General features: G+C 71.8%; 12 protein-coding genes. 6 read left to right on the top strand and 6 right to left on the bottom strand.

The genetic code is table 11. The annotated features are described in order from the left end of the window. Nucleotides 1-68: 68 nt before the first annotated feature. The 4 genes from ACFYWQ_RS03625 to ACFYWQ_RS03610 all read right to left on the bottom strand — a co-directional run bounded on the left by ACFYWQ_RS03625 (nt 69) and on the right by ACFYWQ_RS03610 (nt 4275). Nucleotides 69-803, bottom strand: coding sequence for an ABC transporter ATP-binding protein (locus ACFYWQ_RS03625; RefSeq protein ID WP_389512409.1), 735 nt, complete (start codon nt 801-803; stop codon nt 69-71). Further along, on the bottom strand, nt 779-1618 hold the full coding sequence (locus tag ACFYWQ_RS03620; protein ID WP_389512407.1) for an ABC transporter permease: 840 nt from the start codon (nt 1616-1618) through the stop codon (nt 779-781). The genes ACFYWQ_RS03625 and ACFYWQ_RS03620 overlap by 25 nt, the downstream gene beginning before the upstream one ends. Nucleotides 1619-1623: 5 nt before the next feature. Continuing rightward, nucleotides 1624-2691, bottom strand: a complete 1068-nt coding sequence (locus tag ACFYWQ_RS03615) for an ABC transporter substrate-binding protein (protein ID WP_389512406.1) — start codon at nt 2689-2691, stop codon at nt 1624-1626. Between the two features lie 381 nt (nt 2692-3072). Beyond that, a complete protein-coding gene (locus tag ACFYWQ_RS03610; RefSeq protein WP_389512404.1) occupies nt 3073-4275 on the bottom strand; it encodes an ROK family protein in 1203 nt (400 codons plus the stop codon). A 635-nt stretch (nt 4276-4910) separates the two neighbouring features. Between ACFYWQ_RS03610 and ACFYWQ_RS03605 the strand changes: the two genes are divergently transcribed. Next, a complete protein-coding gene (locus tag ACFYWQ_RS03605) occupies nt 4911-5492 on the top strand; it encodes a biotin transporter BioY (RefSeq protein ID WP_389512402.1) in 582 nt (193 codons plus the stop codon). Nucleotides 5493-5572: 80 nt separating this feature from the next. Here the strand turns inward: ACFYWQ_RS03605 and ACFYWQ_RS03600 are convergent, their stop codons facing one another. Continuing rightward, on the bottom strand, nt 5573-6289 hold the full coding sequence (locus tag ACFYWQ_RS03600) for a hypothetical protein (protein ID WP_389512400.1): 717 nt from the start codon (nt 6287-6289) through the stop codon (nt 5573-5575). A 310-nt stretch (nt 6290-6599) separates the two neighbouring features. Here ACFYWQ_RS03600 and ACFYWQ_RS03595 point away from each other — a divergent pair, with 310 nt between their 5' ends. Beyond that, the gene (locus tag ACFYWQ_RS03595; protein WP_389512872.1) at nt 6600-8249 is read left to right on the top strand and encodes a protein kinase; all 1650 of its coding nucleotides are present in this window, start codon (nt 6600-6602) and stop codon (nt 8247-8249) included. A gap of 24 nt (nt 8250-8273) precedes the next feature. Here the strand turns inward: ACFYWQ_RS03595 and ACFYWQ_RS03590 are convergent, their stop codons facing one another. Next, a complete protein-coding gene (locus tag ACFYWQ_RS03590) occupies nt 8274-9761 on the bottom strand; it encodes an amino acid permease (RefSeq protein WP_389512398.1) in 1488 nt (495 codons plus the stop codon). A gap of 227 nt (nt 9762-9988) precedes the next feature. Between ACFYWQ_RS03590 and ACFYWQ_RS03585 the strand changes: the two genes are divergently transcribed. The 4 genes from ACFYWQ_RS03585 to ACFYWQ_RS03570 all read left to right on the top strand — a co-directional run bounded on the left by ACFYWQ_RS03585 (nt 9989) and on the right by ACFYWQ_RS03570 (nt 13452). Further along, a complete protein-coding gene (locus tag ACFYWQ_RS03585) occupies nt 9989-10477 on the top strand; it encodes a ribose-5-phosphate isomerase (RefSeq protein WP_389512396.1) in 489 nt (162 codons plus the stop codon). 231 nt (nt 10478-10708) lie between these two features. Then, nucleotides 10709-11518 (top strand): Fpg/Nei family DNA glycosylase, encoded by an 810-nt coding sequence (locus ACFYWQ_RS03580; protein ID WP_389512395.1) that lies wholly within the window; start codon nt 10709-10711, stop codon nt 11516-11518. Between the two features lie 232 nt (nt 11519-11750). Beyond that, nucleotides 11751-12929, top strand: a complete 1179-nt coding sequence (locus ACFYWQ_RS03575) for a PP2C family protein-serine/threonine phosphatase (protein ID WP_389512392.1) — start codon at nt 11751-11753, stop codon at nt 12927-12929. Between the two features lie 190 nt (nt 12930-13119). Next, a complete protein-coding gene (locus ACFYWQ_RS03570) occupies nt 13120-13452 on the top strand; it encodes a hypothetical protein (protein ID WP_389512391.1) in 333 nt (110 codons plus the stop codon). Nucleotides 13453-13455 lie beyond the last annotated feature (3 nt).

Genomic DNA, 13455 nt, shown 5'->3' with positions numbered 1-13455 from the left:
CGGCAGCCCCCGGTGGACGGTCACCGTGGTGGGCGGTCACCGTGGTGGGCGGTCACCGTGGTGGACGCTCACGCGACGTCCTCCGTGACGCCGAGCGCCGCCAGCAGCCGTTCGCGGTACTCGCCGAGCAGCGGGTCGCGGTACGAGCGCGGGTGCGGGCGGGCGATGGTCAGGTCGAGGCCGATGCGGCCGTGGTCGAGGACGAGGACCCGGTCGGCGAGCACGATGGCCTCGTCCACGTCGTGGGTGACGAGCAGCACGGAGGGCCGGTGGTGCTCCCACAGCTCGCGCAGCAGGGTGTGCATCCTGATGCGGGTGAGCGCGTCCAGCGCCCCGAAGGGCTCGTCGGCGAGGAGGAGTTCGGGCTCGCGTACCAGCGAGCGGGCCAGGGCGGCGCGCTGGGCCTCGCCGCCGGACAGTTCGCTGGGCCAGGCCCGTTCGCGGCCGGCGAGCCCGACCTCGGCGAGGGCCTCGCGGCCCTTCTCCTCGGCCTCCTTGCCGTCCAGTCCGAGCAGGACGTTCGGCAGCACCCGCCGCCAGGGCAGCAGCCGGGAGTCCTGGAAGACGACCGACACCCGCTCCGGTGCCGTCAGCTGCCCGCTGCCGGTGACCTTGTGGTCGAGGCCCGCGACCGCCCGCAGCAGGGTGCTCTTGCCGGAGCCGCTGTGCCCGAGCAGGGCCACGAACTGGCCGGCGGGTATGTCCAGGTCGATGCCGTCGAGGACGGTACGCCCGTCGAAGGAGCGGGTGAGTGCCCTGAGCCGGACGGCGGGACGGGTCAGCTGCTCAGTGTGCGGCGCCACGACAGCACCCTCCGTTCGATGAGACGGACCGCGCTGTCGGAGATCAGACCGAAGATGCCGTAGACGACCAGGCCGACCAGGATGACGTCCGACTGGCCGTAGTTCTGCGCCTGGAACATCATGTAGCCGAGGCCGCTGGTGGCGTTGATCTGCTCCAGGACGACCAGACCGAGCCAGGACCAGGTCACCCCGAGCCGCAGCCCCACGAAGAAGCCGGGCAGCGCGCCGGGGATGACGATCTCCCGGATGAACCGCGCCTTCGACAGGCCCTGGACCTCGGCGAGTTCGACGAAGCGGTGGTCGATGCCGGACAGCGCGGCGTGCGTGTTGAGGTAGATCGGTATGTAGACGACGATGGTGATGATCGCGATCTTGAAGGTCTCGCCGATGCCCAGCCAGAGGATGAACAACGGGATGAGGCCGAGGGTCGGGATCGCCCGGTTGAGGTTGACCGTCCCGTCGATCAGCGCCTCGCCGGTGCGGGTGAGCCCGGACGCCAGCGCGAGCACCACCCCCGCGGTCAGGCCGATCACGAAGCCGGACCCGGCCCGTTGCAACGAGGTGAGGATGTCGGTGGTCAGCGTACCGTCGGTCCACAGGTGGGCGCCGGTCTCCAGCACCGTCCAGGGCGCCGGGATCGCGTTGGGGTCGAGCCGGCCGGCGGCGGAGGCCGCTGCCCACAGGGCGAGCAGCAGCAGGGGCCCGGTGAGGCGGGCGGCGGGCAGGCGCCGGCCGGGGGTGAGCCCTCGGCGGCGGGTGCGGGGGCGCTCGTCGTCGGCGACGACGGGAGCCTTGTCCAGGGTGGTCGTGGTCATGGTGGTCACTTCCGGTACTCGGCCGGTACGGACTGCGCGGCGATGCCCTCGAAGCGGTGGTCGAAGAGCTCGCCGACGTCGAACTTCTTCACGAAGCCGCCCTCCGCGAGCAGGTCGGCCGTCTCCTGCTCCCACGCGATCGCCTCGTCCCAGCTCGGCGGGAACAGCGGCTTGTTGGCGAGGGCGGTGACGGCCTCGGCCTGGGCGAGGGTCAGGTTCTGCGTCTTGACGTAGAACTCCTGGTTCCAGACGTCGGGGTTCTCGTACTGCCACACCTGGCTCTGCGCCCACTGCGGGACGTACGCGGCGATCGCGGCCGCCTTCGCCCGGTCGTTCAGCACGGACACCGGCGCCCAGAGCAGGTTGAGCAGGTCGACTACGTCGGTGGCGATGGTGCGGGCGCCCTTGGACCCGTACTGCTGGAGGTAGGAGGGCGCCTGGGTGTTGCCCAGCGGGGCGATGTCCACCTGGCCGGACTGGAGCGCGGTGAGGAACTGGTTGCTGGTCAGCGGGACGAGGTCCACGTCGTCGTACGCCAGGCCGGCCTTCTTCAGTGCCCGCAGCAGGACGACGCCCTGCGCCTGGCCCTGCGAGAACGCCAGTTTCCTGCCCTTGAAATCGTCGACGCTTTCGATGTCGCTGCCGGGTTTGGTGGCGAAGAGGTAGTTCGGCTTGCGCGTGATGTTGATCGCGACGATCTTCGCGTCGAATCCCTGGTAGTGCGCCTGGATCGGCGGGATGCCCGCATTGTTGGCGACGTCCAGGGATTTGGCGCGGAAGGCGTTGATGACATCGGGACCGGCGCCGATGTTCAGCCAGTTCGACACCTTGAACGGCAGCTCGGGCAGTTTCGCCAGCTTGAGCTGGAGTTCCTGCGCGTTCTGATAGGAGGCGATCTTCAGACTGGTGCCGGCGGGCACCTTGTCGGCGAGCGGAGCCGTCGAGGCGCCCTCGGACCCGGTGGCCGCGCTGCTCTCGGCGCAGCCGCTCAGACCGGCCGCGGCGGCGGTCACTCCGAGCAGGGAGGCGAGGAAGAGGCGTCGGTCGACACCGGGCGCACGGGAAACGGGCATGGGAGGACCCCCAAACAGGAGCGGCGGAGAGACGGCGGCAGGCCGCGGCGGCAGGGCGGCGGCCGTGGGCCGTGGGAGACGGGCGGAATTCCGGGCAGGAAAGGAATCCGGCGCGGAAAACCGATACGGTGACGCGGGGAACTGGATGCACCCGAGGAATTCACGCAGGGAACTGATGCGAAGGTCTCGCACAAGGAACTCACGCTGCGCATGTGCCCGGACAGGGAACTCGCGCGGAGAGTCACGTACGGAATTCACTCGGGGGTGGGGAGAAGTGCGCGCTCCCGGCGCGCCGGGGCGTCAGCAACAGAAGGTGCGACAGCTCATGAGGTAGATATTCCCCGCCACGTCGGGCTCCTGTCAACATTCCGAGTTTCTGAATTAATTCCCGTCGTGCGGCACGGCGAGCGGATCGCGGTAGAGCACGTCCAGGGCCACCGCGCCGCCCGCCACCGCCAGCACGGAGTCCGCGAAACTCGTCGGCGCCACCGAGGCCGCGCGCGCCGGCCCGGCCTCCGCGCGGATCGCCGCCAGGCAGTCCTCCCGGGCGAGCGCTCCGACCTCCGTCACGACCACGCGCTCCGGGTTGAGCACGTCCATCAGCAGCGCCACCGCCCGCCCCACCGTCCGGGCCCGCTCCAGCAGCAGCCGTACGGCCACCGGGTTCCCGCCGGCCGCCGCGGCGACGACGTGCATCGGGTTCGTCCCGTCGGTCACCCCGGCCGCGCGGGCGCGCCGGCACAGCGTCCGTTCGCTCAGCTCCGCCTGGAGGCAGCCGGTCCGCCCGCAGGCGCACGGCTCACCGCCCCCGGCCAGCGGCAGATGGGCGATGGCGCCCGCCTGCGACCGCGGCCCGTGGTGCACTTCGTCGCGGGTGGCGAACGCCGCGTCGACGACGTTGCCGACGAACAGGTGCAGCACGCTGCCGCTGCCGCGCGCCCGCCCGAACAGCCGCTCCGCGTTGACCAGCGCCCGCGCGTGCCCATCCACCTGGACCGGCAGCCCGGTGCGGTCGCCGATCGCCTCCCGCACCGGCACGTCCCGCCACCCGAGCAGCGGATGCTCCACGACGGTCCCGGCGTCCCGGTCGACCCAGCCGCCGACGGCGACCCCCACGCCCAGGGCCCGGCGGCCGGGAGCGGAGGCGAGCAGCGCCGCCAGCCCGTCGGCGGCCCGTGTCAGCACGGCGAAGGGGTCGGTCCCGCGGTGCCTGGCCTCCCGCCGCGCCACCACCCGGCCGCGCAGATCGAGCAGCGCCACCGTCGTGTACGGCACGGCCACGTGCACGCCGCCCACCACGAACCGCCCGTCGTCCAGATCCACCGGGACGTGCGGCCTGCCCGCCCCGTTGCCGCGCCGCGGCGCGTCCGTCTCCCGGATCAGCCCGAGCCCGCTGAGGTGGGCGCAGTGGCCGGTGACGGAGGCCGGGGACAGCCCGGTCAGCCGGGCGATGGTGCTGCGCGCGACCGGTCCGTGCTCCAGCACGGACCGCAGGATCACGCTGGCGCTGGTCCGCCGCCGGTCGCTGTCGGCGACCCGGGGGACGGGGGAGGGGGTGGGAGGGAATGCCGTGGTACGGGACATGGAGGAGTTCCTCGGGGCCGGTCCGACACTGCGCCGTCTGCGAAGGAGGCGTGACGGATCGGCTCCGCCCGCCTCACCGGGGCGAGCGACAGGCGGCCGCGCCGACGCGCCGCAGGTCGACGTGGCGACGCGACGAGAAGTTCCGGGCCTGGGCAACCATGGGCCCGAAGCTAGCAAAGCGCTCCACCGCTGCCCAGACGGCGACCGACGGGCGAGACGCTGGGGGTGGTGGCGGGGGAGACCGGCGGTGGCGACGGGGGGAATGGCGGCCGCACCGGGAGATGCCGGCCGCACCGGGCGGTGGCGGCCGCACCGGGCGGTGCCGGCCGCACCGGGCGGTGCCGGTGGTCTGCGGGTCGCGGTGGTCCGCGCGGTCTCGGTGGTCTGTACGGCCTCAGCGGTCAGGCCGTGCCCGATTGGCGAAACCCTACAGACGCCCGCCGCTCCCTCCCCGTAGGCCGCACGACGTCACCTCAGTGACCAGCGTCACGCCGTACCGGGTGTAACCACGGCATGTTGTCCAAATCCCACCAAGTCCCCGAACGGCCGTTTGTCGACCCGTGACGGTGATGGGCCCCACTCCCCTGGGATAGCGTCACGGTGTCCCGAACCGCCCCCGACCCCGCGGAGTCCCCATGAGCACCGCTGCCGCCACCCCCGCCAGCCCCGGACAGGTCCTCGCCGACCTCCTCCCGGCCTCCCGTGTCCGGGACGTCGCGCTCGTGCTCGGCGGCGCCGCGCTCACCGGCCTCGCGGCCCAGATCGCGGTCCCGGTGCCCGGCTCCCCGGTGCCGGTGACCGGCCAGACCTTCGCCGCGCTGCTCGTCGGCACGACCCTGGGCGCGCGGCGCGGCTTCCTCTCCCTGGCCCTCTACGCCGTGGCGGGTGTCGTGGGCGTGCCGTGGTTCGCGGACGGCGCGTCCGGCGCGGCCGCCGTCTCCTTCGGCTACGTCCTCGGCATGATCCTCGCCTCCACCGCGGTCGGCGCCCTCGCCCGCCGCGGCGCGGACCGCAACATGTGGCGCATGGCCGGCACCATGCTCGTCGGCGAGGCGATCATCTACGCCGTCGGCGTCCCCTACCTGGCCTACGCCGCCGACATCTCCGTCTCCGCCGCGATCGCCGCCGGCCTCACCCCGTTCCTGATCGGCGACGCCCTCAAGGCGGCCCTGGCGATGGGCCTGCTGCCCACCGCCTGGAAGCTCGTTCGCCGCTGACCCCGGGGGTCGGTACGAGAAGGGGCCCGCCCGGCCGTCCTACGACGGCCGGGCGGGCCCCTGCCGTTCCCCCTCGCCCCTCACCCCCCTGCACCCCGCCGCTGCGACCACCACAGTCCGGCCGCGCCGGCCGCGAGCAGCGCCGCCCCGGCCGCGCCGAGCGGCACGACCTCGCGGCCTGGCCCGGTCCTGGGCAGCTCGTCGCCGCCCGGCCCCACGGGCGTGTTGTCGGTGCCGAGGAGCAGTGGGGTGGCGGGCGCGTTCGGTGACGGGTTGGTCGTCCCGAACGGCACCGGCCCCTGCTGCCAGAACGTCTTCGACCCGTCCGTGGTCTGGACGGGCAGACAGATCTTCCCGGTCTTGCCGAGATCAAAGCCGGCGTCGATGGCGTACGACGTCGACGCCCCGGCCGCCAGAGAGCCGACGGGGCACGAAAAACCGCTGTTCGAGCCCTCGGGGAGATCCTTCTCCGCGATCCGTGAACACCCCTGGACGTTTTCGACCGTCAGCCCGTCGAATCCGACGACCAAAAGCCTGACCGCACCGCTTTCCTCGGTCCCCTCGTTCTTCACCGTGGCGGTGATCGCCGTTTCCCCGGAGTCGTTGTCGACCGAGATCCGCTCCGGCAGGAGCGTGGTCAACTCGACGCCGTCCGGTGCCTGGTCGACGGCCTTTCCCCCCTCACTGCTGCCGGGCCCCTGGTCGTCCGCCCCGGCGGGCACGGAAAGCACCAACACCGCCGAGAAAGATGCTACGACCAGCGATCCGGCGACAGCCGTCATACGACGAGAACTCATGTTCGCCCCCCTTGGCTGCGCCTGAATTCGCAGTACTTGAAGAGGTACCACAAGATTTCTCCGCACTATGCTGGTGCGGCACCAAGTGTGACCATTGTTTTCAGGAAGCGGGCAATGGAGGGGGTGACGTGAATTGCCGGGTGATGCGAGGAATGCGGGAGGAGCGGGGGGCCCGGGAAACGCGGGCGGTCCGGGAAACACGAGTGGTCCGGGAGACGCGGGCGGTCCGGGAAACACCAGGAGTTCCGGGATTCCGGGTCTTGTGGTGGCGGGACGCTATCGGCTGGTCGAGAGTATCGGCCAGGGGGGAATGGGGCGGGTGTGGCGGGCCGCCGACGACATGCTCGACCGGCAGGTCGCCGTGAAGGAGATGCGCATCGACGGCCTCGACGCGGAGGACGCGCGCACCCGCCGCGAACGCACCCTGCGCGAGGCGAGGGCCACCGCCCGGATCGACCACCCCAACGTCGTCCGCGTCTACGACGTCGTCGACGAGGGAGAACGCCTCTGGATCGTCATGGAGCTGGTCGCCGGCCGCTCCCTGGAGCGGATCACGGCCGAGGAGGGCCCCCTCGACCCGCGCGCGACGGCCCGGATCGGCCTCGGCCTGGTCGCCGCACTGCACCAGGTGCACGCGCGCGGTGTCCTGCACCGCGACATCAAACCGGGCAACGTCCTGGTCGAGGACGGCGGCGAACGCGTCGTCCTCACCGACTTCGGCATCGCCGCGATCCAGGACACGACGGCGCTCACCATGGCCGGCATGCTGGTCGGTTCCCCCGACTACATGGCCCCCGAGCGCATCTCCGGCCGCCCGCAGGGCCCGCCCTCCGACGTGTGGTCCCTGGGCGCCACCCTCTGCGCCGCCCTGGCCGGCCACTCGCCCTTCTCCCGCGACACGACCCTGGCGACCCTGCACGCGGTCCTCTACGAGGAACCCGAACTCCCGCCCACCGCAGGGCCGTTGCGGGACATCCTGGCCGCGCTCCTGGAGAAGGAACCGACGGTCCGCGCACGTCTCACCGACCTGGAGTCGGTGCTGCGGCCGGTGGCCTTCCCGACACCCGCGCCGCCTACGCAGATATCGCCGGTACCGCCGCCTACACCGCCTACACCGCCTACGCCGCTTTCGCCGACCCCGGTGACTCCGGCGGCCGGCGGAGCCCCACCCCCCTCCCGCCCCGGCGTCTCACTCACGCGGTCCCAGGCACCCACCGAGCGCAGGCCCGCCGCGCCCACCGAGAGCGGGCCCGCCGCGCCGCCCGCCCCCGCACCCCGTCCCACCACCGGGCGCCGCCCCCGTCTCCCCGTAACCCTCCGCCTCCCCGCCGCCCTCCGCCGCCGCACGGCCCTCGCGGCCGCCACCGGCGTCACGGCCGTGGCCGCCGCCGTCGCGATCGCGCTGGCGTCGCCCGGATCGGGCCACGGCGGGAACCAGGCGGGTTCCTCACCCACGCACCACCCGGCCACCACCCCCGCCACCACTCCCACGCCCACCCCCACCCCCACCGTCGAGGGCACCTCCAGACCGCCCAGCCTGCCGCCCGGCGCGCACCAGGAGGCCGGCGGGTACGCGTGGGCGCCGCCCGAGGGCTGGCGGCGGGACGTGAAGACGGGCGCCGAGGTGCACTACACGTCCCCCGACGGCACCCAGGAGCTCGTGGCCCGTTCCTCCCTGGCCCGGGGCGACCTGCTGGACACCTGGCGCACCTCGGAGCGCAACGCCCACCAGGGCCGGGACTACCGCAAGATCCGCCTGGAGGAGACGACGTTCCGCGGCAATCCGGCGGTCGTCTGGGAGTACACGTTCACACTCCAGGGCACCCCGTGGCACGCCCGTCTCCTCGGCTTCGACGAGGGCGGGACGTCGTACCAGATCAACACCTGGTACCAGCCGCACGTCGAGGCGGCGGCGCTGCGCACGTACGACGAGGTGAAGGAGAGCTTCACCGTGCTCTGAACGGAAGGCCGCCTGCCGGGCGGACTACCGGACGGCGTCCTGCGGAACGGCGTCCGCCCCGCCGCCGATGCCGCTCCCGCCGCCGCTCCTCGTGACGCCCCTCGCCCTCTGCCGTGCGAAGGCGACGACGAGGACGACGGCCGCGACGAGCAGCGACAGCAGGACGGTTTGGCGGCCGTCGTGCTCCGTGTCGGTCAGCATGTAGCCGAGGACGAGAACGATCAGGGCGGCGGTGGCCCAGGTCAGGTACGGGTACAGCCACATCCGTACGACCAGCTTCTCCGGCGCCTCCGCCTCGATGATCTTCCGCATGCGCAGCTGCGAGAAGCAGATGACGAGCCACACGAACAGCGCGACGGCACCGCTGGAGTTCACCAGGAACAGGAAGACGGAGTCCGGGAACTTGTAGTTGAAGAAGACGGCGACGAACCCGAAGACCACGGAGGCGACGATCGCCGCCATCGGCACACCACGGCGCGTCGTCCGCGCGAACGCCTTCGGCGCGTCGCCGCGCTCACCGAGCGAGAAGGCCATGCGGGAGGCGGTGTAGAGCCCGGAGTTGAGGCAGGAGAGCACCGACGTCAGCACGATGAAGTTCATGATCTGACCGGCGTGCGCGATGCCGAGGGAGTCGAGGGCGGCGACGTAGGAGCCCTTCTCCTTGATCGAGGGGTCGTTCCACGGCAGCAGGCAGACGACCACGAAGATCGACCCGAGGTAGAAGACGGCGATGCGCCAGATGATGCTGTTGGTCGACTTGGTGACGGCGCGCTGCGGGTCCTCGGACTCACCGGCGGCCAGGGTCGCGATCTCGCTGCCCATGAAGGAGAAGACGACCAGCAGCACGCCGGTGAGGATGGCGCCGGCCCCGTTCGGCAGGAACCCGCCGTGGTCGACGAGGTTGCCGAGCCCGGCCTTCTCGCTGTCGGCGCCGGGCAGCACACCGAACACGGCGAGCGCGCCCACCACGATGAAGGCCCCGATGGCGACGACCTTGATGCCGGCGAACCAGAACTCGAACTCGCCGTAGGAGCCGACGGAGACCAGGTTGGTGGCGGTCAGCACCACCATGACGATGAGCGCCCACCCCCACTGCGGAACGGCGGGGATCCACGACTCGAGGATCGCGGCGCCCGCGGTGGCCTCCACGGCGAGCACGACGACCCAGAAGAACCAGTACAGCCAGCCGATGGTGAACCCGGCCCAGGGGCCGAGCGCGCGGTCGGCGTGCGCGGAGAACGACCCGGAGGTCGGATGGGCCGCGGACATCTCGCCGAGCATCCGCATCACCAGCACCACGAGGGTGCCGACGAGGGCGTAGGACAGGAGGATGCCGGGCCCGGCGGTGGCGATCCCGGAACTGGAACCGACGAACAGTCCGGCCCCGATGACGCCACCGATGGCGATCATCGACAGGTGGCGGTTCTTGAGGCCCGCCTGAAGCCCGGAACCGGGCTCACCGGGCCCGCCGGGGCCGTGGCCGGCCTTCGTCAGGGTCTGCTGCGAAGTCATGGAACGGGTTTCCTTTGCGCCGCGTGGGGGTGTCTCACATACGTGCGGTGTTCGGGCCGTACGGGGTGGGTACGAGCCGGTCCAGTGAATCCGAGGCATTCGAATTCGGGAACCTTCGAATCCGTATTGTTATTTGAGCTCTCCCTGAGGTTCTGTAGCGCACCTCACGGTTTTCGGCCACGACACCCGGCGCTGCTACCCGGTGGCGCGCGTGTCACACTCGTCCCATGCGCGTGTATCTCGGCTCGGACCATGCAGGCTTCGAACTCAAGAACCACCTCGTCGAATGGCTCAAGGCGGCGGGTCACGACCCGGTCGACTGCGGCCCCCACATCTACGACGCCCAGGACGACTACCCGCCCTTCTGCCTCCGCGCCGCGGAGCGCACGGCCGCGGACACCGGCTCCCTCGGCATCGTGATCGGCGGCTCCGGCAACGGCGAGCAGATCGCCGCGAACAAGGTCAAGGGCGTCCGCGCCGCCCTCGCGTGGAGCGAGGAGACGGCCTCCCTGGGCCGGCAGCACAACAACGCCAACGTCGTCGCCGTCGGCGCCCGCATGCACACCGAGGAGGAGGCGACGAAGTTCGTCGAGACCTTCCTCAACACGCCGTTCTCCGGTGACGAGCGCCACATCCGCCGCATCGACATGCTCGCGGCGTACGAGACGACCGGCGACCTGCCGCCCATCCCGGCGCACCACCCGCAGCAGGACTGACGCACCGCACCCCGGCAGCAGGGCTGACGCACCACCACCCGCAGCGAAACTGACGCACCACCCCCCCGGCAGCGGGACTGACGCACCCCACCCCGCAGCGGGACTGACGCACCCCACCCCGCAGCGGGGCAGGTGCACCCCACCCCGCAGCGGGACCCCACGCAGAACCCACCCGCCCGCGCCCCCTCCCGGGGCGCGGGCGCGACGGCAGGGCAGGAAGGACGCCGCACCGTGCCAGAAGGGCACACCATCCACCGGCTGGCCGAGGACTACGCCGCCCGCTTCCGGGGCGGGCCGGTCCGCCTCAGCAGCCCCCAGGGCAAGTTCTCCGACGCCGCCGCCCTCCTCGACGGCTCGGTCCTCCACGCCACCGAGGCGCACGGCAAGCACCTCTTCCTAGGCTTCGGCGCCGACACCTGGATCCACATCCACCTCGGCCTCTTCGGCAAGGTCGCCTTCGGTGACGCCCCCGCGCCCCCGCCCACGGACACCGTCCGCCTGCGCCTCACCAACCCCACCGCCCACGTCGACCTCCGGGGCCCCACGACCTGCGCGCTGATCACGGACGACGAGAAGCGCGCGATACACGACCGCCTCGGCCCGGACCCCCTGCGTGCCGACGCCGACCCGGACGCCGCGTACCACCGCGTCGCCCGCAGCCGTACGACGATCGCCGCCCTCCTCATGGACCAGAAGGTCATCGCCGGCGTCGGCAACGTCTACCGCGCCGAGGTCCTCTTCCGGCACCGCATCGACCCCTACCGCCCGGGCCGGGACATCACCCCCGCCGAGTGGCGGGCCGTCTGGTCCGACCTGGTCGCCCTCATGCGCGAGGGCGTCCGCACCAACCGCATCGACACGGTCCGCCCCGAACACACCCCGGAGGCGATGGGCCGCCCGCCCCGCGTCGACGACCACGGCGGCGAGGTCTACGTCTACCGCCGCACCCACCAGCCCTGCCACCTGTGCGGCGACGGCATCCGCACCGCCGACCTGGCGGCCCGCAACCTCTTCTGGTGCCCCACCTGCCAGAGACCCTGACCCCGCCCGGACCGCGGGGCGCACGCGCGGCCGCGGCGGCCGTCACCGACCCGCCGCCGCAATCGCCACGAACCCGCGCCCAACGGCCGGATGCGGGACGAGTCAGGGAATTTCTCCCTCTCAGCGGCACGAACGCTTTCCATGCCGTTCACTGTGAAGTCGAGCCTCGGACGGGGGACAAGTGGGACCTCCCGTGCCAAGCGGCGGGTTGGATGGATAGGGTCCCGAACTAATGGCAGCAGGACGACAGCGGCGCTCGGAAGCCGAGACGTTGACGGCCCGGTTCAAGCACCTGGTGCACCGGGTCCGCACCGGCGTGCGCAGAAGCGCCGTGGACTACTTCCGCGGCGACGGTTCGGACTGGATCGCGCTGGCCGGCCTGCTGCTCACCGTCCCCCTGATCGCGGTCACCACGCTCGCCAACTCGGTCTGGTGCTCACCGGCCGCGCTCGTCCTGCCCATCGTGGCCGGCGGTCTGCTGCTGCGCCCGGCGAGCCTGCTCAGCCTGTACGCGGCGGCGGCCACGGCCCTGATCGTGGAGTCGGTGCAACTGGGCCCGTACACGGAGGGTCCGTCCCGCGTCACCCCCGGCGTGGTCCTGGTCGTGGCGGCCTGCGGGTTCTTCGGCCTGCTCATCGCCCAGTTCCGCAGCCGGGTCGGCGTGCCCTGGCGGCGCGGCGGCACCATGCTCTTCGACCTGCGCGAACGCATCCGGGTGCAGAGCAAGCTGCCCAAACTGCCGCAGGGCTGGCACCGCGAGATGGCGCTGCGGCCGGCCGGCGGACAGTCGTTCTCCGGCGACTTCGTCGTCGCGGCCCGCACCAACGGCGGCCGCACCATGGAGGTCGTCCTCACGGACGTCTCCGGCAAGGGCATGGACGCCGGCTCCCGGGCCCTCCTGCTGTCCGGCGCCTTCGGCGGCCTGCTCGGCTCCCTGCCCCCGCACGCGTTCCTGCCCGCCGCCAACGGCTACCTCCTGCGCCAGGACTGGGACGAGGGCTTCGCGACCTCCATCCACCTCGTCCTCGACCTCGACTCCGGCGACTACGAGCTGTACTCCGCCGGGCACCCGCCGGGCCTCCAGCTCAGCTCCGGCACCGGCCGCTGGGAGGAGAAGGCCGCGGAGGGCCCGCTCCTCGGCGTGTACGAGGGTGCCCAGTTCGACCCGGTGAAGGGCTCGCTGCGCCCCGGCGACGTGCTGATGCTCTTCACCGACGGCCTGGTGGAGACCTCCGACCGGGACATCATGGAAGGCATCGACCGCCTCACCGGCGAGGCCGACCGCTATGTCGCCGGCGGCTTCCAGGGCGCCGCCTGGCACCTGATCGAGGCGGTCGCCAAGGACGTCAACGACGACCGGGCGCTCCTGCTCGTCTGCCGCGAGGGCCCGACGGCGGCCATGTCCCGCTGACGACCGGTCGGTCGTGTCCCGCCGGCGATCGGTCGCTGATGTCCCGTTATGCCCCCATGGGTCGGTCATACGTTTGTGCCACCTCCGTAACTGCGCACGCTTCCCGATTGCCCCGCCAGGCGGGGAGTTGCTACAGATGGAGTGCATACAGGTGTGACAAGCAGGTCCCAACGGGGGAGGCGGGTTCGGTATGAAGTTCGACATGGGTACGCAGACGCTGTCGACGCTGATGCGTGATTCGCGTGGGTCGAGCGATGACCTGGGGTCGTTGGTGCGGCAGCTGGTGCAGGCCGCGCAGCCGTTGGAGGGCAAGTTCAACGGTACGGGCCGGGTGATGTTCGACCAGTTCAAGGCGCGCGCGGAGGAGATCGCGAACGACCTGAACTCGTCACTGTCGGCGATCCTGGGCGGTCAGTCGGGGATGGAGTCGGCGTTCTCCTCGGGCGACCAGGAGCAGGGTGACAACGCGCGGCAGCAGATGGCGGCGGCGAACTTCGACGCGGCGCGTTTCGGCGCACGTTGAGTG

Origin of the sequence: Streptomyces sp. NPDC003247 (assembly GCF_042888135.1) — a bacterium.
Classification (GTDB): domain Bacteria; phylum Actinomycetota; class Actinomycetes; order Streptomycetales; family Streptomycetaceae; genus Streptomyces.
The sequence above is the reverse complement of the archived record's forward strand: the minus strand, read 5'-3'. Positions and strand labels throughout refer to the sequence as shown.